This window comes from Bradyrhizobium sp. RD5-C2, from assembly GCF_019972155.1.
Lineage (GTDB): Bacteria > Pseudomonadota > Alphaproteobacteria > Rhizobiales > Xanthobacteraceae > Bradyrhizobium.
Map to the genome: position 1 here is coordinate 184,026 of NZ_BOVL01000020.1, position 21,457 is coordinate 205,482.

General features: G+C 64.6%; 17 protein-coding genes and 1 tRNA gene. 5 read left to right on the forward strand and 13 right to left on the reverse strand.

Going from position 1 to position 21,457, the window contains the following annotated elements; all coding sequences use genetic code 11:
- Positions 1-56: 56 nt before the first annotated feature.
- The 7 genes from BraRD5C2_RS25790 to BraRD5C2_RS25820 form a co-directional block, all read right to left on the reverse strand.
- Positions 57-851, reverse strand: a complete 795-nt coding sequence (locus BraRD5C2_RS25790) for an energy transducer TonB family protein (protein ID WP_223973108.1) — start codon at positions 849-851, stop codon at positions 57-59.
- Positions 852-863: 12 nt separating this feature from the next.
- Complete coding sequence (gene exbD / locus BraRD5C2_RS25795; protein WP_223973111.1) at positions 864-1,328, reverse strand: TonB system transport protein ExbD; 465 nt, start codon at positions 1,326-1,328, stop codon at positions 864-866.
- A 3-nt stretch (positions 1,329-1,331) separates the two neighbouring features.
- Entirely contained in the window at positions 1,332-2,399 is a 1,068-nt protein-coding gene (gene exbB, locus BraRD5C2_RS25800; protein ID WP_374708046.1) for a tonB-system energizer ExbB, read from the reverse strand.
- A gap of 3 nt (positions 2,400-2,402) precedes the next feature.
- On the reverse strand, positions 2,403-3,092 hold the full coding sequence (locus BraRD5C2_RS25805) for a Fe2+-dependent dioxygenase (protein ID WP_223973114.1): 690 nt from the start codon (positions 3,090-3,092) through the stop codon (positions 2,403-2,405).
- A 20-nt stretch (positions 3,093-3,112) separates the two neighbouring features.
- Positions 3,113-5,677 carry a TonB-dependent receptor gene (locus tag BraRD5C2_RS25810; protein ID WP_223973116.1) on the reverse strand — a complete coding sequence of 855 codons (2,565 nt, stop codon included), beginning with the start codon at positions 5,675-5,677 and terminating at the stop codon, positions 3,113-3,115.
- 227 nt (positions 5,678-5,904) lie between these two features.
- Positions 5,905-6,144, reverse strand: coding sequence for a hypothetical protein (locus BraRD5C2_RS25815; RefSeq protein WP_092085525.1), 240 nt, complete (start codon positions 6,142-6,144; stop codon positions 5,905-5,907).
- A gap of 127 nt (positions 6,145-6,271) precedes the next feature.
- Positions 6,272-6,733, reverse strand: coding sequence for a MarR family winged helix-turn-helix transcriptional regulator (locus BraRD5C2_RS25820; RefSeq protein ID WP_223973131.1), 462 nt, complete (start codon positions 6,731-6,733; stop codon positions 6,272-6,274).
- A gap of 182 nt (positions 6,734-6,915) precedes the next feature.
- On the opposite strand from BraRD5C2_RS25820, the gene BraRD5C2_RS25825 reads away from it, so the two are divergent.
- The 3 genes from BraRD5C2_RS25825 (at position 6,916) to BraRD5C2_RS25835 (ending at position 11,847) form a co-directional block, all read left to right on the forward strand.
- A complete protein-coding gene (locus BraRD5C2_RS25825) occupies positions 6,916-8,085 on the forward strand; it encodes an efflux RND transporter periplasmic adaptor subunit (protein WP_223973133.1) in 1,170 nt (389 codons plus the stop codon).
- Positions 8,082-11,228, forward strand: a complete 3,147-nt coding sequence (locus BraRD5C2_RS25830) for an efflux RND transporter permease subunit (RefSeq protein ID WP_223973140.1) — start codon at positions 8,082-8,084, stop codon at positions 11,226-11,228. The genes BraRD5C2_RS25825 and BraRD5C2_RS25830 overlap by 4 nt, the downstream gene beginning before the upstream one ends.
- Before the next feature lie 64 nt (positions 11,229-11,292).
- Positions 11,293-11,847: an invasion associated locus B family protein gene (locus BraRD5C2_RS25835; RefSeq protein ID WP_374708050.1), complete on the forward strand. Its 555-nt coding sequence runs from the start codon at positions 11,293-11,295 to the stop codon at positions 11,845-11,847.
- Positions 11,848-11,961: 114 nt separating this feature from the next.
- Here the strand turns inward: BraRD5C2_RS25835 and BraRD5C2_RS25840 are convergent, their stop codons facing one another.
- On the reverse strand, positions 11,962-14,247 hold the full coding sequence (locus BraRD5C2_RS25840) for an arylsulfatase (RefSeq protein WP_223973142.1): 2,286 nt from the start codon (positions 14,245-14,247) through the stop codon (positions 11,962-11,964).
- Positions 14,248-14,364: 117 nt separating this feature from the next.
- Here BraRD5C2_RS25840 and BraRD5C2_RS25845 point away from each other — a divergent pair, with 117 nt between their 5' ends.
- A complete protein-coding gene (locus BraRD5C2_RS25845) occupies positions 14,365-15,009 on the forward strand; it encodes a TetR/AcrR family transcriptional regulator (RefSeq protein WP_223973144.1) in 645 nt (214 codons plus the stop codon).
- 24 nt (positions 15,010-15,033) lie between these two features.
- Here the strand turns inward: BraRD5C2_RS25845 and BraRD5C2_RS25850 are convergent, their stop codons facing one another.
- The 4 genes from BraRD5C2_RS25850 to BraRD5C2_RS25865 form a co-directional block, all read right to left on the reverse strand.
- Positions 15,034-15,441, reverse strand: coding sequence for a GNAT family N-acetyltransferase (locus BraRD5C2_RS25850; RefSeq protein ID WP_223973146.1), 408 nt, complete (start codon positions 15,439-15,441; stop codon positions 15,034-15,036).
- Positions 15,442-15,626: 185 nt separating this feature from the next.
- Positions 15,627-15,700, reverse strand: a tRNA-Gln gene (locus BraRD5C2_RS25855).
- Between the two features lie 191 nt (positions 15,701-15,891).
- Positions 15,892-16,092 carry a hypothetical protein gene (locus tag BraRD5C2_RS25860; protein ID WP_223973148.1) on the reverse strand — a complete coding sequence of 67 codons (201 nt, stop codon included), beginning with the start codon at positions 16,090-16,092 and terminating at the stop codon, positions 15,892-15,894.
- A gap of 176 nt (positions 16,093-16,268) precedes the next feature.
- Entirely contained in the window at positions 16,269-18,746 is a 2,478-nt protein-coding gene (locus tag BraRD5C2_RS25865) for a penicillin-binding protein 1A (protein ID WP_223973150.1), read from the reverse strand.
- Positions 18,747-19,216: 470 nt separating this feature from the next.
- On the opposite strand from BraRD5C2_RS25865, the gene BraRD5C2_RS25870 reads away from it, so the two are divergent.
- Entirely contained in the window at positions 19,217-19,645 is a 429-nt protein-coding gene (locus BraRD5C2_RS25870) for a hypothetical protein (RefSeq protein ID WP_223973152.1), read from the forward strand.
- A gap of 62 nt (positions 19,646-19,707) precedes the next feature.
- On the opposite strand, the gene ggt is transcribed toward BraRD5C2_RS25870, so the two are convergent.
- Positions 19,708-21,444 (reverse strand): gamma-glutamyltransferase, encoded by a 1,737-nt coding sequence (gene ggt, locus BraRD5C2_RS25875; protein ID WP_223973154.1) that lies wholly within the window; start codon positions 21,442-21,444, stop codon positions 19,708-19,710.
- Between the last annotated feature and the right edge of the window lie 13 nt (positions 21,445-21,457).

A 21,457-nucleotide genomic window follows, 5' to 3' on the forward strand; every position in this document is an offset into this window, starting at 1 on the left:
ATGCGGCACAATGGATTCCGGGTTCGCGACTTCGTCGCGCCCCGGAATGACAGCGGTTACTTCTTCGGCTTGTTGAAGGTAACGGGAAGAGTGAAGGAGAACTGGTCTTCGGTCAGTCCGGCCGGCGGCGCGGGCACCGGATCGGAACGATGGACCATCGAGACCGCGGCGTCGTCGAATGCGACGTCCCCCGACGTTTCCATCACGGCAACGGACAGGACCTTGCCGAGACGATTGAGCACCAGGGCAAGCTTGACCTTGCCCTCCTTGGCCTTGACGCTCTCCGGGAACTTCTTGTGCAGGTCGAGGTAGGCGCTGATCTTCTTGCCCCATTTGGCCGTCAGCGCGAGCTTGTCCTTGCCGATGCCGGGGTTGGGGGCCTTGGTGGTGTCCGACTGACGCGCACCCTCCAGCTTGGTCGGCGCGGCCGCCTCTGAGGCCTGCTGCGCTTCCTGCGCGTTGGTCTCGACCTTGGCGACCTTGGCCTCGTCCTCCTTCTGCTTCTTGGCGGTGTCCTCCGTCACGATGCGGTCGGGGTCGTCGGCCTCAATCGGCTTGGCCTGAGGCAGGTCGGTGTCCTTCACCTCGGCCTTCTGCTGCGCCATCTCCTGCACGGCCTGCTGCTCGTCAGCCGGCGCACCGGGCGGTGCGGCATCATCGGGCACGTCAGGAGAGGCGAGCTCGATGGCGTATTCCGCGCCGGCGGCACCAAGCCCCTCGTCGCCGTCATCGCCGCGCAAATTCGTCAGCGCCAGCGCCGCGCCACCCAGATGCAGCCCGACCGCCGTCACCGCGGCGATCACCCAGAGCCGCTTCGACGTCCGCAGATCAAGATCGGGGTTGGTGGACATCGCTGTTCGCCGTCAGGGTTTGGCCGGTTCGGCCTGCGCCGCCGCGGGCGCTCCGGGTAGGCCCTCGAGCGCAACCAGCTTGACATGCGTGTAGCCGCCGGAGCGCAAGAGCTCCATCACGCCCATCAGCTCACCATAGGGCACCATGCGATCGGCACGCAGGAACACGTATTTGTCCCTGCTCATGTCGGGCACCGCATCGAGCGAATTGACCAGGTCGGCCCGCTTCACCGCATTCTCGCCGATCGCCAGCGTCAGGTCCGGCTTGATGCTGAGATAGGTCGGCTTGTCCGGCTTCTTCTGCGGCGTCGCGCTGGAGGTCGGCAGATCGATCGGCAGGTCGACGGTCGAGAGCGGCGCCGCCACCATGAAGATGATCAGCAGCACCAGCATCACGTCGATGAACGGCGTGACGTTGATCTCGTGGGATTCCGCGAAATCGTCGTCGCCGTCGTTCTCGGAGATCGAGACTGCCATCGCCTACTCCGCCGCCGCGGCGCGCGGATGCACGGTGCGCGGAACGTCGCCGGGAACGCTGCCATGGGTGCGATCGAGATCGCGCGACAGCAGCCGTCCCGCCGCGCCCGAGGCGCGGTTGACGAGTTCGAGATAGACCTTCGTGACGCGCGAGAAATGGTTGTAGATGATCACCGCCGGGATCGCCGCGACGAGGCCGATCGCGGTTGCGAGCAGCGCTTCCGCGATGCCGGGCGCCACCACCGCAAGGTTCGTCGTCTGCGACTTCGAAATGCCGATGAAGCTGTTCATGATGCCCCAGACCGTGCCGAACAGGCCGACGAAGGGCGACGTCGCACCGATGGTCGCAAGCAGGCCCATGCCGACGCGGATCTTGCGGGCTTCGGCGCGCACGATTTCTGCAAAGCTCGACGCGGCGCGCTCCTTGATGCCGGCGTCGCTCGAAATGCCCGCCGACAGTCGTCCCTCGCGCATCGCGGCCGCAATGAACGACGACAGCACACTGCCCTTGGCGCCGAGTGCGAACTGCGCTTCCGCCAGCGACCGCGATTCAGCGATCTTGGCGAGCGCGCCGCGCAGCTTGCTCTGCGCCACGGTCAGCTCGACCATCTTGGCGATGAACACCGTCCAGGTCACGAGCGAGGCGAAAGCGAGACCGAGCATCACCGCCTTCACGATGATGTCTGCGTTCAGGAACATGTTCCACGGCGACAATTCGTGCAGACCGGTGCTGGTCGACTTCAGCACCTTGCCATCGCCGTTCGCAGACGCGGCCGGCGACACATCGAGTGCGGTCGGTGCGGGAGCTGCTGCGGCAGGTGCCGGCGCGGCCTGAGTTTGCTGGGCCTGGGCTTGCGGCGCCGGCTGGGCCACCGGCGCGGTCTGGGCAGCGGCCGCTGGCTGGGCCTGCGCAGCCGGCGGCTGAGCCGCGGGTGCGGACTGGGCCCGGGTCACCGGCGCGGACTGCGCGACAGGCGCCGTCTGCTGCTGCGCCGAGGACGGCGCAATCAGCATCAGCATCGCCAGCGAGGCGATCATGGCGGATGCAGCGGGGAACTTGAATGTCATCATCAGTTACACTTCAGCCCAGTGACGGATCAGGTTGTGATAAATCCCGGTCAATTTGACCGTTTCAGGGTCATCGCGGCCCAGCCGCTCCACCAGAGCCTGGATCGCAGTATCGAGATCAAAGATCAGACTGCGCGCGTGGGCATCCCGTACCATGCTCTGCAGCCAGAAAAAAGACGCTAGCCGGGTCCCCCGCGTGACCGGCGTGACCAGATGCAAGCTGGACGCAGGATAAACCACGAGATCGCCTGCCGGCAGCTTGATTTCATGGGATCCGTAGAGGTCCTCGATGACGAGCTCGCCGCCATCGTACTCTTCCGGCTCCGATAAAAACAGCGTGACCGACAGGTCCGTGCGGATCCGCATGCCCGTCAGTCTGTCGCCCCGCACCGCATTATCGACATGCAGGCCGAAATGGTGCCCGTCGCTTGCGGCATAGCGGTTGAACAAGGGTGGAAAGATTCTAAGCGGGATCGCCGCCGAGATGAACCGCGGGCTTGCCGACAGCGCCGACAGGATCCGGTTGCCGAGCTGCCGCGCGACCTCGCTGTCGGGCGGCAGCTGCTCGTTGCGCTTGACAATCGCGGACGCGGCACCCGCGGTCGAGCGGCCGTCCTCCCAATCGCTGGCATCCATGATGCGGCGGAAGTCCGCCACATCAGCCTTGCTCAATACATTGGGAATACAGACCAGCATCTCGTGCCGCGAAGCCTCCGTCAGTAACGCGCAGACACAACCAGATACGCAGCGCGTCCCGGCGCCTCGAGCACGAACGGTGCTGCGCTCTGGTACAGCGCGTCGTAGTAGCGCTTGTCGAAGATGTTGTTGACGAACAGCTTCATGGTCCAGTGCTTGTCGATCTTTGCCTCGGCAAAGGCGTCGAAGCGCCAATAGCTCGGGATCGACGTGCCCTGGTTTGCCGCGAGGAAGGTGCCGCCGTACATCTTGGAACGATACACCGCCTGCCCGCCGATTTCCCACATGTCGGTCAGTTGGTATTTCGAGAGCATGCTGAACGACTGATGTGCCACGTTGGCGAGCGGCAAGCCGACGTTCGAAGTGTACAGAATCGTGTTAGCCGGCGGAATATTCGATTTGGTCACCTCCGACTGCATTAACACGAGGCCACCGAACACGCTCCACTTGTCGGTGATCTTGCCGCCCACTCCGAGATCGATGCCCCGGATGCGATAGGCCGCGCCTGCGCTGATGCAGGAGACAGTTCCGGTCGTACCAGCCGGATAAGGACATGCGGCGGTTGCAGTCGCCGCGGTCACGTTCATGGATTCGCGCGCGTTCTCCTTCTCAGTCTGGAACAGCGCCGCCGTAACCAGCAAATGACGATCGAACAACTCCCACTTGGTGCCGACTTCAATCGCCTTGTTTTTCTCCGGCCCGAATATCTGGTTTGGATTGCCGTTGAGAACTGGCGCGATGCCACCATACTGAATGCTCGTGCCGTCAAACTCCGCGCCGACGGGGTTGGATGACGTGGCATAGGCGGCATAGACGCTTCCGTTCGGCAACGGCTTGAGCGTCAAGCCGAGGTTGAAGTTCGGCATGCCGTAGTCTTGCTGTTGCTGACCGAAGACGTTCGCGACACCATTGACCGTACCATAGCCGCTGGTCTTGATGGTGTAGTCGTCATAGCGGACGCCGCCATTGAGGATGACGAAGTCGTTGTAGTTGGCGGAATCCATGACGTATCCGCTCACGGTGTCGATACCGATCTTGGTCGGCCTGCCACTGAGGCTCGCGCTGTTCGTAAACGGGATGTTTGTGTATTGCGGGTTGAAGACGCTGACACCGGAGAGCGAGCCGCTCCCTGTGAAAGACGATGTACCGGTGGTTATTTCGGAGGCAAGGCCAGTGAAGCTGTCGATCGAAGACCGCTCGTTGTCGTATTCGACGCCCGCCGTCGTCGTGTGTTTGAAGCCGAGCCCATCGACCGATTTGTAGGTCGCCTCGGTCTGGTTGGCGAACACGTCGGTAACCTGGAAGCGGCTCTGCGGGTTGGCGCTCAGCGTATATGCTGTGAACGGTGCACCCGCGGCCAGCGTCGGCGATTCCGGCAGCGTGCCGATGTATTTCTGGGTCGAACGCGATTCCCGGATCTTGTTGCTGATCGTCAGGTCGGGCGTGATCTGCACCTCGGCATTGATCGTGCCGATGTCCTGCCCGGTCCGGAAGAAGTCGCGATTGACGAAGCCGTAGAAATTGTTGCGGTTGACGCCGAAGTCCGGGAACGGGCCGCCGGCCGTGCTCGCGGTGCTCGGCCGGTAGTAAGGCACGCCGAAGTCCGGGATGCCGGTGAGTTCGGTATGGATGTAGTTGCCGCTGATCTTCACCGCATCGACCGGCTTCCAGGTCGCAGCGACGAAACCACCATCGCGATTGTCGGTGACATAGCTGCGGCCGGCGACGCCGGCATCCTGGAACAGGCCGCCGGCGCGGATCGCCAGCGTCGGGCTGATCACCTGGTTGACATCGAGCGTCACCCGCTTGGTGCGATCGGTGCCGAACGAGGTATCCATGTTGTAGAAGCTGTTCTCCGTCGTCGCTTGCTTGGTGACGATGTTGATCGCGCCGCCGGTGGTGCCGCGGCCCGCGAAGGACGAGCCCGGACCGCGCAGGATCTCGACCTGCTCGGTGAAGAAGTTCTCGCGGACACTGACGCCGGCGTCACGCACGCCGTCGATGAAGATGTCGTTGCGGGCGTCGAAGCCGCGGATGAAGAAGCGGTCGCCGAAGGCATTGCCGCCCTCGCCCGTACCGAGCGTGACGCCGGCCGTCGACAGGATCGCCGATTTCAACGAAGTGGCGTTCTTGTCCTCGAGCACGTCCTTGGTCAGCACTGTGACCGACTTCGGCGTGTTCAGGATCGGCTCGGGATACTTGCCGGATGCCTGCAAGCGGTCGCCCTTGTACGGCGCGGCCGGGTCGGCGTAGCGGTCGCGGTCAGCGGGAAGACCGCCGGCGTTGGGAAACGGCACTGGCGCCTGCTGGGCCTGCTGATTGCTGCGGCGTGCGGCGCGGCGCAGCGCGTTGCGGGCGCGGACCTGGTCCGACGTAGGCTTTGACGTGACGGGCCGCGGACGCGCGACCGGGGCGTCCACATTCACCGGCGGCAGGCTGGATTGCTGCGCCTCAGCCCCCGAAAACGACGCCACCGCGATCAGGCTCGCGACAGCGGAGACCTTCGTGGCGGAATAACCCGTATCATCAGCCGAACCGATCGCCGCATCGAAGCGCAGCGATCTCGGCGCCTTCACATTGCTCATTTCTTGCACGCCCCCAGAAAAGCAAATCCGTTCGCAAAATCACCGTGCGACGAACTGTCTCTTTCGGTTATCGAGCGCGACTTTTTTTATCAATGCGAACAGCGCCACAGTTGGCTTGAATCGCCCCAATTCAAAGCGATTCTAATCTGTGGTTTGAAATCGTTCTAAACTCTAGTTTTTAAGCGTTCTAATAATCGTTCTAAACTAGTGCCAAGGCGTCTCGCCAATCACTCGGCGCTTGGTGGCTTCATCAGCGAGAACAGCTCGTCGATGGTCCGTTGCGCGACCTGCCGCACGCGGTCGCTGTTCTCGAGACCGGCGATATTGACGCCGCCAACGACCGCTTTGATCTCGTCGCGGAAGTCGGTGAGAAAGCGCAGCGGGTCACGCTGCTCGTTGGCGACGCGCGCGATCAACCCGGTGACCAGGATCTGGCATGCCATCATGCGTCCGTTCAACTCGTCCATCGCTGCCCTCATCCTCTCGCATCGTCGCTGCGCGATATGAACGACATCCCGCAGCGTTTCAACCACGTCGCGCAAGCCGCATCAGGTGAACGGATGGAGAGCAGGTCTGGACGCGGCGAGGCGCGCGCTATTTCGCGGCGATGTGCCCGGCATCCTCGCCGAGCGCCTTGATGCGATCCTTGACCTCGCGCAGCGTGGCCAGTCCGCTCTCGACATGCTTGTCCGATACGTCGCGGAGCACGTCGCCGGCGATCTCATCGCGCAGACTGTCGAGATCGTCGACGAGGCGGCGCCCGCTCTTGGTCAGGAACAGGCGATTGGCGCGGCGATCCCTGGGATCGGGACGGCGTTCGAGCAGGCCATGTTCGACGAGGCGGTCAAGCAGCCGCACCAGCGAGATCGGCTGCAACTCGAGCACGTCGGCGAGATCGACTTGGGACAGTCCCTCCTGCTCGCGCAGGCGGAAGAGCACGATCCATTGTGCGCGCGTGGTGCCTCGCGCCTTGGCGCGATGATCGATATAGTTGCGCAGCAGCCTGGAACTCTCGACGAGCTGCGCAATGAACTGGCGTTTGAGATCGCGCGACATGGGGGTCCTCGGAGCGTTTCCCGGACGGAATGTTTCTGCTCGTTTCTGACCTAAACCTTTCCAAATGTTTAGGATTCTCAAGCCTTGGTGTGTTTACACATTAAGTGCACGCATATTATATCCGCAAGCTCTGTGAACCGTTTCGATCACCCTTTATTGTTACGTCGAGCCCAAGAGTCCGCATGTCAAAGTCACGCACCATCGGTTGGGTCTTAGTGATCGCTGCGGTTGGCGCGGCCGGTTATTTCGGCTGGCAGAAACACACGAACGACCTGCAGGCGGCTGAAGCCGCGCAAAAGCGTTCCGCCCAGCGCCCGGCCGTACCGGTCAAGATCGCGCCGGTCGAGAAGGCCGACTTCCCGGTCTACCTGACCGGTCTCGGCACGGTGCAGGCGTTCAACACCGTCCAGGTCCGCACCCGGGTCGACGGCCAGATCACCAGGATCGCGTTCAAGGAAGGCCAGTTCGTCAAGGCGGGCGACACGCTGATCGAGATCGATCCGCGGCCCTATCAGGCGACGCTCGACCAGGCCAAGGCCAAGAAGGCCCAGGACGAGGCCAACATCGCCAACGCCAATCTCGACCTGCAGCGCTACACCAAGCTCGGCGAGTTCGCGACGCGCCAGCAGCTCGACACCCAGCGCTCCACCGTGGCCCAGCTCACGGCCCAGATCGCGGCCGACGACGCCGCCATCTTCAACGCCCAGACCCAGGTCGATTACGCCACCGTGAAGTCCCCGATCGACGGGATCGTCGGACTGCGACTGGTCGATATCGGCAACATCGTCAACGCTTCGGCCCAGACCGGCATCGTGACGATCACCCAGATCGAGCCGATCACGGTGATCTTCACCGCACCGGAAGACCAGCTGCCCGATATCAAGGCGGCACTGGCTGTGGCGCCGCCCAAGACCATTGCCCTGACCACCGACGGCAAGCGGGTGCTGTCCACCGGGACCCTGGCGCTGATCAACAATCAGGTCGACACCACCAGCGGGACTGTCCGGCTGAAGGCGGTGTTTGATAACAAGGACCATGCGCTGTGGCCGGGCCAGTCGGTCTCGACCCGGCTTCTGGTCAGAACGTTGAAGGATGCCACTGTCGTCCCGGATGACGCGGTGCAGCATGGCACCGAAGGCCTGTACGCGTATTCAGTCAATCAGGAGAACAAGGCCGAGCTTCGCAAGCTCAAGGTCAGTCAGTCGATCGACGGCAAGTCGGTGATCGAGGATGGCCTGTCGCCGGGACAGCAGGTGATCACAGCGGGCCAGTACAAGGTCTCGCCGGGAACCCTGGTGACGACGGCGGTGGCGAGCTCGGATCAGTCCCAGTCGAAGGTTACGCAGGAATGAGCGACGGAATTTCCGCACCATTCATTCGCTTCCCCATCGGCACCTCGCTGCTGATGGCCGGCATCCTGTTCGTCGGCCTTGTCGCCTATCCGCTGCTGCCGGTCGCGCCGCTGCCGCAAGTCGACTTCCCGACCATCCAGATCACCGCGACGCTGCCGGGCGGCAGCCCGGAGACGATGGCGAGTTCGGTCGCCCAGCCGCTGGAGCGCCAGTTCGCGCAGATCCCCGGCATCGCGCAAATGACCTCGACGAGCTATCTGGGCACCGCGTCGGTCACGATCCAGTTCGACCTCAACCGCTCGATCGACGGCGCCGCCAACGACGTGCAGGCCGCCATCAACGCCGCCAGCGGCCAGTTGCCGAAGAACCTTCCCTCGCCGCCGACCTATCGCAAGGTCAATCCGGCGGACGCGCCGATCATGCTGCTGTCGGCGACATCGGACACGCTGCCGCTGACTACGGTCAGCGATTCCGTCGACGCCCAGCTTGCCCAGCAGATCAGCCAGATTTCCGGCGTCGCGCAGGTCATCATCGGCGGCCAGCAGAAGCCGTCGGTTCGCGTCCAGATCGACCCGGCCAAGCTGGTCGCGAAAGGCGTGTCGCTGGAAGACGTCCGCGCCGCGATCAACATCGCAACCGTCGACAGCCCGAAGGGCAATATCGACGGCGCCACCCGCGCCTACACCATCTATGCCAACGACCAACTGCTCACGGCGGAGCCCTGGAACGACGTCATCATCGCCTACCGCAATGGCGGGCCGCTGCGCATCCGTGACATCGGCCAGGCCGTGACCGGACCCGAGGACGCCAAGCAGGCGGCCTGGGCCAACGGCAAGCGCGGCGTGTTCCTCGTCGTCTTCAAGCAGCCCGGCGCCAACGTCATCGACACCGTCGACAAGATCAAGGCGGCGCTGCCCCGGCTGGTCGCGGCCATTCCGCCGGCGGTCAAGATCGAGGTCATCAGTGACCGCACGACCACGATCCGCGCCGCGGTGGAGGACGTCCAGTTCACCCTGCTCCTGACCATCTTCCTGGTCGTGATGGTGATCTTTGCCTTCCTGCGCAGCTTCTGGGCCACCGTCATCCCGGCCGTGACCGTGCCACTGGCGCTGCTGGGCGCCTGCGCGCTGATGTGGATCTTCGGCTACACGCTCGACAATCTGTCGCTGATGGCGCTGACCATCGCGGTCGGCTTCGTGGTCGACGACGCCATCGTGATGCTGGAGAACATCAGCCGCTACATCGAGGAAGGCGAGCGGCCGATGGCCGCCGCCTTCAAGGGTTCCAAGGAAATCGGCTTCACCATCGTCTCGATCAGCATCTCGCTGGTCGCGGTGCTGATCCCGCTGCTGCTGATGGGCGGCATCATCGGCCGCCTGTTCCGCGAATTCGCGGTGGTGCTGGCGATGACCATCTTCGTCTCGATGTTCGTGTCGCTGACGCTGACGCCGATGATGGCCTCGCGCTTCCTGCGTGCCCACAATGAGGAACGGCACGGTCGTCTCTACAAGCTCAGCGAGCGCGGCTTCGACGCGATGCTGCGCGGCTATCAGAGCGGGCTCGACCTCGCGCTGCGCTGGAAGTTCACGACCCTGATGATCTTCTTCGCGACGCTGGCGCTGTCGGTCTACATGTTCGTCATCATCCCGAAGGGCTTCTTCCCGCAGCAGGACGTCGGCCTGATCACCGCGACCTCGGAGGCCAACCAGGACATTTCGTTCGCTGAAATGAAGGGTAAGCAGGAGGAGCTCAGCAAGATCGTCATGCAGGATCCCGGCGTGGCGACGGTGGCGATGGCGATCGGCGGCAGCGGCCGGGCCGGCAACAACGGCAACATGTTCATCACGCTCAAGCCGCTGAACGAGCGCGATGCCAACGCGCAGCAGATCATCGCCCGCCTGCGGCCGAAGCTGGAGAAGGTGCTCGGCGCCCGGCTTTTCATGCAGGCCGCGCAGGACGTCCGCCTCGGCGGCCGCCCCACCCGCACCCAGTTCGAATTCACGCTGCAGGACGCCAACCTCGCCGAGCTGAACGAATGGGCGCCGAAGATTCTCGGCAAGATGCAGACGCTGCCGCAGCTGCGCGACGTCGCCACCGACCAGCAGACCAACGGCACCACGGTCGAGCTGAAGATCAACCGCGACACCGCCTCGCGCTATGGCATTCAGCCGCAGCTGATCGACGACACGCTCTATGATGCGTTCGGCCAGCGCCAGGTCACGCAGTACTTCACCCAGCTCAACAGCTACCACGTCATCCTTGAGGTGCTGCCGGAGTTGCAGGGCTCGATCGATACGCTGAACAACATCTACATCAAGTCGCCGCTGACCGGCGAACAGGTGCCGCTGTCAACCTTTGCGAAATGGACCAGCACACCGGTGCGACCGTTGTCGATCAGCCACCAGGGCCAGTTCCCGGCGATCACCATCTCGTTCAACCTGGCGCAGGGTGTCGCGCTCGGCCAGGCGACAGACGCGGTGCAGAAGGCGATGATCGACCTTGGCGCGCCGCCGACCCTGAGCTCAAGCTTCCAGGGCACCGCGCAGGCGTTCCAGCAATCGCTGTCGACCGTGCCGCTGTTGATCCTGGCAGCGCTCGTGGTCGTCTACCTGATCCTCGGCATTCTCTACGAGAGCTACATCCACCCGATCACCATTCTGTCGACGCTGCCCTCGGCCGGCGTCGGCGCGCTGGCGATCCTGATGGCCGCCGGCTTCGACTTCTCGCTGATCGCGCTGATCGGCATCATCCTCCTGATCGGCATCGTGAAGAAGAACGGCATCATGATGGTCGACTTCGCAATCGCCGCCGAGCGCGATCAGCACATGGAGCCGGTGGCAGCGATCCGCCAGGCCGCCCTGCTCCGCTTCCGCCCGATCATGATGACGACGATGGCCGCGATGCTCGGCGGTGTGCCGCTGATGCTAGGGACCGGCACCGGCTCCGAAATCCGCCAGCCGCTCGGCTACGCGATGGTCGGCGGCCTGATCGTCAGCCAGGCGCTGACATTGTTCACGACGCCCGTGGTTTATCTCTATCTCGACCGGCTCTCCAACGCGTTTGCGAACTGGGGCCGCTCGCCGCGCGCCGACCACGATGCCGACGATGGCGAGGACGGATCGGTCAAGCAGGCCGCCGAGTGACTTGACTTTTGCCCGCATACCGGCACACCCGAAAGGTGTTCATTTCGGAGCCGGTATCGTGAAGATTGTCGCAAAGTCGCTCTTGGTCCTGTTCGCCGTGCTCGGCATGGCCGATCTTGGCCAGGCCCAGACACCCAAGGCGAAGAATTCACCCGCGCCGGCTCTGGCAGCTGCTCCGGCCGCTCCGCAAGGCGATGCCGCATCCCCCAACAATACCGGCTGGGTCGCGCGTTGCACCAGCGCGAGCCGCGACGCGCCGCTCGAATGCGCGATGGAGCAGACGGCTGTTCTCACCAAGACCGGCCAGCTCATCGTGCTGGTCAATATCCGCGTTCCCGGCGACACGCGCGCGCCGGTTGCGCTGATCCAGCTTCCGCTCGGGCTGAACCTGCCCGTCGGCGCCAAGCTGCAGGTCGACGACGGCAAGGCCGTCGATGTGCCGATCCAGACCTGCGAGGCGCGCGGCTGCTACATTAATGCGCCGATCGCGCCCGACGTGCTGGCCCAGCTGAAGACAGGCAAGCAGCTCAAGGTGTCGTTCCAGAATCTTGGCAAGGAGACCATCAGCATCCCGATGCCGCTCGCCGACTTCGCGACGGTGTACGACAAGATCAAGTAAAGCGCGGGGCTCCCTCCGTCATTGCGAGGAGCGAAGCGACGAAGCAATCCATGCTTCCGTTGCGGCGCCGTGGATTGCTTCGCTCCGCTCGCAATGACGCCGGGAAGAACTCGCCTACTGCCGCGCCATCTCCGCATTCCCCACACCGTCGCCATCGAGCTTCTGGTCGTCATGCATCACGACCGTCACCTGCAACAGCCTGCCGGTGAATTCGAACGGCGCCGCGTAGTGCGAGACCGGGCTGCCGCGATCGCGTCCGATGTCGAGCCCGGACCATGAGATGAAATTGTGGAAGCCGAGCTGAGTCGGCATCGATCCCACCGGTTCGCCGTCGATCGTCAGCGCGTATTCGGTGACGCCGGTCCGCGCACCCTTGGCCGGCGGCTCCTTGCGCGTTAGCCGCTCGACATGCAGGCCGAGCCGGTGCGCACCCGCGGGCACCTTGCGGCTCGAGGTGACGAGCTCATGGCCGCCGCCGACATTCAAATCGTGCACCAGGAGGCCATCCTTGATGTAGAGGCTGTAGCCCGAGGTGGCGTCGCCATGCGCGATCAGCACGCCGCTCGCGCCCTCGGCAATCTCGACATGCGCCTCGATGGTGTAGCTGCGACTGCGCACGTCGGGCGCGACATCGGTCGGCACGTGCCCCATGCCGGCATGAAAGGTGAACTTCGTCCGCGCGCCATGAAAGCGCGCAGCGTTCTCGGCAAAGCGCGGCCCGAAGCGATCGTCGAGCGGCAGCACGTTGTGCGCCTCGGCCTCGCTCCACCACAGCTTCGTCATCTGCTCCAGACGCTCGGGCTCCTTCGCGGCGAGGTCGTCGACCTCGGAGAAGTCCTGATCGAGATGATACAGCTCCCATGTGTCGTTCTCGAACGGCGTGCCGGAGGGATGAAACGACACCGCCTTCCAGCCGTCCTTCCAGAGACCGCGATGGCCGAACATCTCGAAATATTGCGCCGATGTCTTCGACGGCGCCGAGGCGTCGTCGATCGACCGTGCAAAGCTCTCGCCTTCCAGCGGCATCTGCGGACAGCCGGCGATCTCGGCCGGCGCGGAGATTCCGATCAGATCGAGCAGCGTCGGCGTCAGGTCGCAGGCGTGGACGAACTGATGGCGTAGCTCGCCTTTGGCCTTGATGCGCTTCGGCCAGCTCATCACGAAGGGATCGCGGATGCCGCCGCCATGGGTGTTCTGCTTGTAGCGCCGCAGCGGCGTGTTCGAGGCCATCGCCCAGCCGTGCGGAAAGTTGGAGTGCGTGTCCGGCCCGCCGATGTCGTCGATCCGCTGCAATTTCACCGGCAGCGGCTCGGGCCGGAAATTATACGGCCCCATCGCGTTGACGAAACCGAGCGGGCCGCCCTCCTGGCTCGCGCCATTGTCGGACATCACGATGACCAGCGTGTTGTCGCGGATGTCGGCCTTGTCGAGGAAGGCGATCAGCCGCGCCAGATGCCGGTCGGCGTGGTCGAGCATGCCGGCATAGGCCGCCTGCAGCCGCGTGAACACGCGCTGCTCGTCGGCGGAGTGCGCATCCCATGCTTTCACGCCGTCGTTTCGCGCCGGCATCCTGGTGGCTTCCGGCACCAGCCCCATCGCCTTCTGCCGCGCCATCCGCTGCGCGCGCTCGACGTCCCAGCCATGGGCAAAGCTTGCGTCATAGCTCTTGATGATGTCGGCGGGCGCCTGATGCGGCGCATGGCAGGCGCCGAGCGCAAGCCAGGTCAGCCACGGCAGATCGGGACGATCGGCCGTGTGATCGGCGATGAAGCGGATCGACTGGTCGACCAGATCGGATGTCAGATGATAGCCGGACTCGTAAGTCCCCGGCGGATCGATCTGCGTGTTGTCGGATACCAGCTCCGGCGCATATTGATCGGTTTCCGCGTCGAGGAAGCCGTAGAAGCGGTCAAAGCCGCGGCCGAGCGGCCAGCCGTCGAACGGACCGGTGGCGCCGCTCTCGGTCAGCGGCGTGACGTGCCACTTGCCGACCATGTAGTTGCGATAGCCGTGCTGCCGCAGCATCTCGGCAAGCGTCCCCGCCTCGCGCGCGATCTTGCCGCGATAGCCGGGATAGCCGGAATCGAAATTGGCGAGGCACCCGACGCCGACCGAATGATGGTTGCGCCCGGTCAGCAGCGCCGCGCGCGTGGTCGAGCACATCGCAGTGGTGTGGAAGCCGCTGTAGCGCAACCCCTCGGCGGCGAGCCGGTCGATGGTCGGCGTCCGGATCGGTGAGCCGTAGCAGCCGAAATCGGAGAAGCCGACATCGTCGAACAGCACGACGAGGATGTTCGGCGCACCGGCCGGCGGCTGGCGCGTATCGGGCCACCATGGCTTCGAGGTCGCAACCGTCTTGCCGATGCTGCCGCCGAACGGCGGCGTCCGATGCTCGCTCATGGCGTTCTCCCTGTCCTCGCCGCGGTTGGCCTGCGGCCCGTACCGGCACGGTGCGGCCGGATTGCTTCAAATGATAATCAGAATTATGATTATGAAAACCAGGAGACGCAAGCGCAAATGCCGCGGCTTTCAGCCCAGTTCGACCTTCCCGGCGTCACCCCCTCGCGCCAGAAGCGCAGCCGTGAGACGACACTGGCGCTGCTTGAAGCCGGTGCCGAGCTGTTGCGGACAAGAAGCCTCGCGGAGCTGTCGATCGAAGCCTTGTGCAGCAAGGTCGGCGCCACCGTCGGCGCCTTCTACAGCCGCTTCGAGAGCAAGGAAGCCTACTTCAACGCCCTGATCGCGCTGGCGGCGCAGGACGGCGCGCGGCGTCTCGCCCGGATGGACAGCCCCGCCGGCAATGCCGCGCTCGACGAGCTCTGCCGCCGCGTCGTGTCGGGCGTGATCGGCTGGATCCGCGCCCATGAAGGCGTGCTGCGCGCCGCGCTCCAGCACGACGACACCCGGCCGGACAGATGGACCACGTTCAAGAGCCTCGCGCGCGCAACCACCCAGCACGCCACCCCGCTGCTGCTGCCTGCGATGGGCAAGGGCCGCAAGGCGGCGAAGACCCGCGCCATCGCCTTCGGCTTCCAGGTCGTGCTGGGCACGCTCGTCAACGCGATCCTCAACGATCCCGGCCCGCTGTCGCTGCGCGACAGGGAGATCGAGCAGCGGCTGGCCGATTGCCTCGCGCTGCTGCTGAAGGCAGAGATCAGATAGCGCGCGGCAGACCTTGGCCGGCCGCTATCGCTCGCGCTTGTAGAGAAACGCGTTGTCCGGCTGCGGCATGCCGATGGTCTTGTAGAACCCGATCGAGTCGGGCGCCGACAGCAACAGGCACATCGATTCAGGTCCGGCGTGGCGCCGGGTTTCCGCGATCAGGCGCTTGCCGATGCCATGCCCCTGAAATTCGCGATCGACCGCAAGGTCCGACAAATAGCAGCAATAGGCGAAATCGGTCAGCGCGCGCGAGACGCCGACGAGCAGGTGCGCCTTGCGCGCCGTCACGATCAGGTTCGCATTGGCGATCATGCGCGCCATCCGGTCGGCATCCGCCAGCGGCCGCCGCTCGCCGAGGCCCGACTGGCGCAGCACCTCGATGAACTCGTCGACGCCGATCGACGGCTCGCGGGCATAAAGAATTTCGTCCATCACCTTCAACCTCTGTCGCACCAGGCTGCACCACAGTCGCGAGACCATGGTGGATTACGCCGCGCTGATCCACCCTCGATGCCGTGACAACACATCGCGTCACGTCACCACCGGTCCCGCATCAGGCGCAGGCGAGCCCGGCAAGTCATCGGGATTTGGAGGATGATCGCGTCACCGAGGCAGATTGGCTGGGGAACCTGGATTCGAACCAAGACAAACAGAGTCAGAGTCTGTTGTGCTACCGTTACACCATTCCCCAAGAATTGTCCGTGGTATCAACAACTTAGTTGGACGACTGGACATCTCGGTGCAGCGGGTTCGCCTGCCAAATCAGCGCCCGCGCGAGTGCGACCTTCTACCCGCTTGGTCCCACGCTTGGCAAGCATTGATGGCGTGGAACGGGCGTGAAAATCGCAGCCGAAAGCGAGCGATCAGCGTCGGCCAGAGGCGTTACATTTCAGCGAGCAGTTCAAGTAGCACTTCCGGGCAGGCTGCAAGCAGAGCTCCAAGGCCAAATCCTACGGTGCCGAGCGCGATGGCACCAATCCAGCCGTGCCACCCCCATCCAAGGACCGCGCCCATCAGGGTTGCCGCCCCAACCACGAGAACGGTCCAGATCAGCCGCATTACGACAAGCAACGCCTTGATCATCGCGATCCACGGCTCGACACGCGCGGACACGAATGGAAACGCCGCACTTCGGGGGTTCTCCGGTCGAGGACTCTATTTTGGGTCGGCACCGCGCGCGGCACGTTCAACCACGGCGGCGTGATGCGCACTGACAAAGCGCCGCACCACCCGAGCCGCGAATGGCCTGCCGTTTGGACTCAGTACAGCCCGCTCGGACTGGACTGCATGACCGCGCGGCCCGCGTCCGGCGGGATTGCCTGCTGGGTCCCGTCGATCACATCGGTGCCGGCGACCAACGTCGGATCATAGAACGGCGGTGCCTGGCCCGGCTTGAAGGCCTCGAGCACCACGCCCCGGTTCTGACCGGACGAGGCGCGCAGGCCGGTCTTGGCATCGACCAGCACCAGCCGGATGCCGACCGGCTGCTTGAACGGGGTGGCGGGCTTGTCGGCCAGCGCGAGCTTCAGGAAGTCGCGCGCGATCGGCGCCGCGGTGTGGCCGGCCTGCGCGTTGCGGCCGAGCGAGCGCGGCTTGTCGTAGCCGACATAGAGACCGACCACGAGGTCCGGCGAGAAGCCGACGAACCAGAGGTCCTTGGCCTCGTTCGAGGTGCCGGTCTTGCCGGCGAGCGGCTTGCCGACGTCCTTTAGCGCGGTGCCGGTACCGGCCTGAATCACGCCCTCCATCAGCGAGGTGATCTGGTAGGCGGTCATCGCGTCGAGCACCCGCTCGCGGCGATCGACGAGCTGCGGCTCGGGCTGGTTCTTCCAGCCCTCCGGCGCGTCGCAGCCGCGGCATTCGCGCTGGTCGTGCCGGAAGATGGTGCGGCCGTAGCGATCCTGAATGCGGTCGATCAGGGTCGGCTTCACGCGGACGCCGCCATTGGCGATCATCGAATAGGCCGTGGCCATCCGCATCACCGTGGTCTCGCCGGCGCCGAGCGCATAGGCGAGATAGTTCGGCAGCTCGTCATAGACGCCGAACCGCTTGGCATACTCGCCGATCACAGGCATGCCGATTTCCTGCGCCAGCCGCACCGTCACGGTGTTGAGCGACAGGCGGAGCGCGTTGCGCAGCGTGACTTGGCCTTGATACTTGCCGGTGGAGAAGTTCTCCGGCCGCCAGATGTTGCCCTGCCCCTGGTCGATCTCGATCGGGCCGTCGATCATCACCGTCGATCCGGTGTAGCCATTGTCGAGCGCCGTCGAATAGACGATCGGCTTGAACGTCGAGCCGGGCTGCCGGTAGGCCTGCGTCGCGCGGTTGAACTGGCTCTGGTCGAACGAGAAGCCGCCGACCATCGCGAGCACACGGCCGGTATGCGGATCCATCGCCACCATCGCGCCCGACAGTTCGGGGATCTGGCGCAGCCGGTACTGGCCCTCGACCACCTTGCCGTCCTTGAACAGCGGATCGGCGTAGATCACGTCGCCAGGCTGCAGCACCTGCGAGACCGCGGTCGGCGTCTTGCCCTTGGTCCTGGCCCAACGCACGCCGTCCATCGTGATGATGCCGGTCTCGCGCTGCTTGCTGACGGCGCCGCCGAGCTCGCGGCCAGGCTGGAAGCCGATCCGCGCCGACTGGTCGTTGCTTTCCAGCACCACCGCCATCCGCCACGGCGAGATGTCCGAGAGCGACTTGATTTCGGCGAGCGGGACGCCCCAGTCGCTGCTGAGGTCGAGCTTCTGGATCGCGCCGCGATAGCCCTGTTGCTCGTCATAGTTCACGAGCCCCGCCACCATGGCCTTGCGCGCCATCACCTGGACCTTGGGGTCGAGCGTGGTGCGCACCGACAGGCCGCCCTCATAGAGCTTCTTCTCGCCGTAGCGCTCGAAGATGTCGCGGCGGACCTCTTCGGAGAAATATTCGCCTGCGAAAGTGTGCGCGCCGTTGCTGCGGTTGGTGACGGTCAGCGGATCCTTGCGCGCCTTGTCGGCGTCGGCAGCGGTGATCCAACCGTTCTCCTGCAGGCGGTCGATCACGTAGTTGCGCCGCTCGATGGCGCGCGCACGGTTGCGCACCGGATGCAGGCTGGCCGGCATTTTCGGCAGCGCCGCCAGGTAGGCCGCTTCCGAGACCGTCAGTTCGTTGACGGACTTGTCGAAATAGACCAGCGAGGCCGCCGCGATGCCGTAGGCGCCGAGGCCGAGGTAGATCTCGTTGAGATAGAGCTCGAGGATCTTGTCCTTGGAATAGGCCCGCTCGATTCGCATCGCCAGCAGGGCTTCCTTGATCTTGCGGGTGAACGACACCTCGTTGGTCAGAAGGAAGTTCTTGGCGACCTGCTGGGTGATCGTGGAAGCACCCTGCGGACGGCGGTTGGAACCGAAGTTCTGGATGTAGGAGACGCCCGCGCGCGCCATGCCGGTATAGTCGATGCCGCCGTGCTCGTAGAAATTCTTGTCCTCGGCCGCGAGGAACGCGTTGATCACGAGCTTCGGCACCGCCTGGATCGGCAGATAGAGCCTGCGCTCCTTGGCGAATTCGCCCAGCAGCGATCCGTCAGCCGCATGCACCCGGGTCATCACCGGCGGCTCGTAGTTCTGGAGCTGCGAATAGTCGGGCAGGTCCTTGGAGAAATGCCAGAACAGCCCTGCGACCGCGGCGAGACCAGCCAGGAACAGGATGGTTCCTGCGGTGAACAGGAACCCGAAGAACCGCAACAGAAATTTCATCGACCAGATTTTCCGTGGCGAATACGTCGCTCGTTCTGAGTGCGCTGCCTGCCACTTAGGCCGCCCGGTATATCGGTCGCACCATGGACCTGCAATTCAACACGGGAGAATTAAAGCGCGCCAGGCGTCAAACTTATGCCATAGAGCCCGGCTCGCGCGCTGCCAAATCAGGCCCTCCCCGCTGTTCGGACGCTCCGCAGGACCGCATTGGCCTCCAGCCCTCCGTCCTCCGATTTGCCGGCACGCCCGGCGGACGGCACGTCGGTCTCCAATCACGGCACTGCGCGGCGAGCCGGTTGCGAAAGAAAAGCGCAGGCCGGACCGAGCGGGTTCACTACCCGGCTGCCGTTCCAGGCACCGTGTCGTCAGAAACCGGTGGACAGTGCCGGCGGGCCGCCAGGATTAACGGTCTATTAACCATAACTACCGCAAGTTGTTGTCATACACGCGACTCGCGAGAGCTGGTTTGCATGGCACTGCGCGGATTTAGACGACCTTTTGCGGCCGACCCGAATATCCTCGGATTTCCGAGACCTCCCACATCGGCGATGGGCACCGAGGCCTTGGACCTCGTCTATCAGGCGGCGGACCTGTTCCGCAGCATCGAGGACCGGGCCCGCGCCGGCGAAGCGCGCGCCGAGGCCGCCGAACAGGCGCAGCTCGAAATCATCGCCGCCACCGAACGCAAGCTGAGGGACGCGTCCCGGGCGCTTGAAGAGGCCCGACGGCGCATCGAATCCCAGCAGGAGCAGCTCGATGCGGTCGAATTCCGAGCCCAGGCTGCGGAAGCCGAGGCGCGTGAAGCCAGGCAATCGCTGGCCCTGATCGAGGATGCGATCCGCCGGCGCCTGCTGCTCACAAGCGGGCACGACGACGGCAGGTCGACGGCCGTCGCCTGACGCACGACCGGCTTTGCAAGCGGTCCCTGCCCGGCCGTCCGCATGCGACCGCGCAACGGCAATCAGTAGCCGCCGGCAAGCCCCGAGTTGCGGCGCGGATCGTTCGCCCCATAGAAGCGATTATTGCCGACCGGCTTGCCGCCCAGCGACGGCGCCCCGATGATGATGACCGCGAGGTGATTGGCCGGCTGCGGCGGACCGAACGTCTGGCCCATGCCTTCCAAAATCTTCCGCGTGTCCGGCGATAGCGTGAAGTCCTCGAGGTTGGTCAGGTCCGGCAGCCATTGCTGGTGGAAGCGCGGCATGTCCACGGCTTCCTGTGCATTCATGCCGTAGTCGATGGCGTTGATCATCGTCAGCAGCACGGCCGTGATGATGCGGCTGCCGCCCGGCGTCCCCACCACCATGACCGGCTTGCCGTCCCTGGTGACGATGGTCGGGCTCATCGAGGACAGCGGACGTTTGCCGGGGACGATGGAATTGGCCTCCCCCTGCACCAGGCCGTAGAGGTTCGGCACGCCGACCTTGGCGGTGAAGTCGTCCATCTCGTCGTTCAGCAGCACGCCGGTTTTGGCCGCGGTCACCTTGGCGCCGAACCAGTCGTTGAGCGTGTAGGTCACCGACACCGCGTTGCCGTCCTTGTCGGCGATCGAATAATGCGTGGTGTTGCTGCCCTCGTGCGGCGGAACGCCGGGCTTGATGTCCTTCGACACGCCGGCCTTGGCCGGGTCGATCACGGCGCGGATCTTCGCGGCATAATTCTTGTCGAGCAGACGCTCGAGCGGATTCTTCACGAAGTCGGGATCGCCGAGATAGCTGTTGCGATCGACATAAGCGTGGCGCATCGCCTCGATCTGGTAGTGCACCGCCTGCGCGGAATGGTAGCCGAGTTCCTTCAGCGGGTAGCCCTCTAGGATGTTCAGTATCTCGCAGATCACGACGCCACCCGAGCTCGGCGGCGGCGCCGAGACCACGTGATAGCCACGATAGTCGCATTCGACCGGCGCGAGCTCGCGAACCTTGTAGTTGTCGAGGTCCTCCTGCGTGAGCAGGCCCTTGCCGGCCTGGCTCGAAGCGACGATCGCTGCGCCCACCCAGCCCTTGTAGAAGCCGTCGGTGCCGCGCTTGCTGATCTCGCGGAGCGTCTCGGCGAGCTCGTGCTGCGTCAGCCGCTCCCCGACCTGGAACGGCTTGCCGTTGTTGAGGAAGATCGCACCCGAGGCCGGATCGTCCTGAAAATCCCTGGTCGAGGTTTCCAGCATGCTGACGTCGCCCTGGTCCAGCACGAAGCCGTCCTCGGCGAGTTGCAGCGCCGGCGCGATCACGTCCGCACGCTTCATCGTGCCGTATTTCTCGCGCGCATATTCCATGCCGGCCACCGAGCCGGGCACGCCGACCGCGAGATGCCCCTTGGTCGACAGGCCGGGAATGACGTTGCCGTCCTTGTCGAGATACATGTTGGCGGTGGCGCCCTTCGGCGCCGTCTCGCGGAAGTCCAGGAAGGTCTTGCGGCCGTCGGCGAGCTGGATGGTCATGAAGCCGCCGCCACCGAGATTGCCGGCGGCGGGATAGGCGACCGCGAGCGCGTAACCGACCGCAACCGCAGCGTCGACCGCGTTGCCGCCCCGCTTCAACACCTCGATGCCGACCTGCGTCGCAAGATGCTGCGCGGATACCACCATGCCGTTTTCGGCGGCGACCGGCGCAACCGACGCGGCGCGGCCAGGGGCTGACGCCGTGACGCCGATCGCGACAAGGACCGCGACCGTCCATCGCGCGCCCGTTCGTGGATTTCGCATTGGAGTTCCCCCC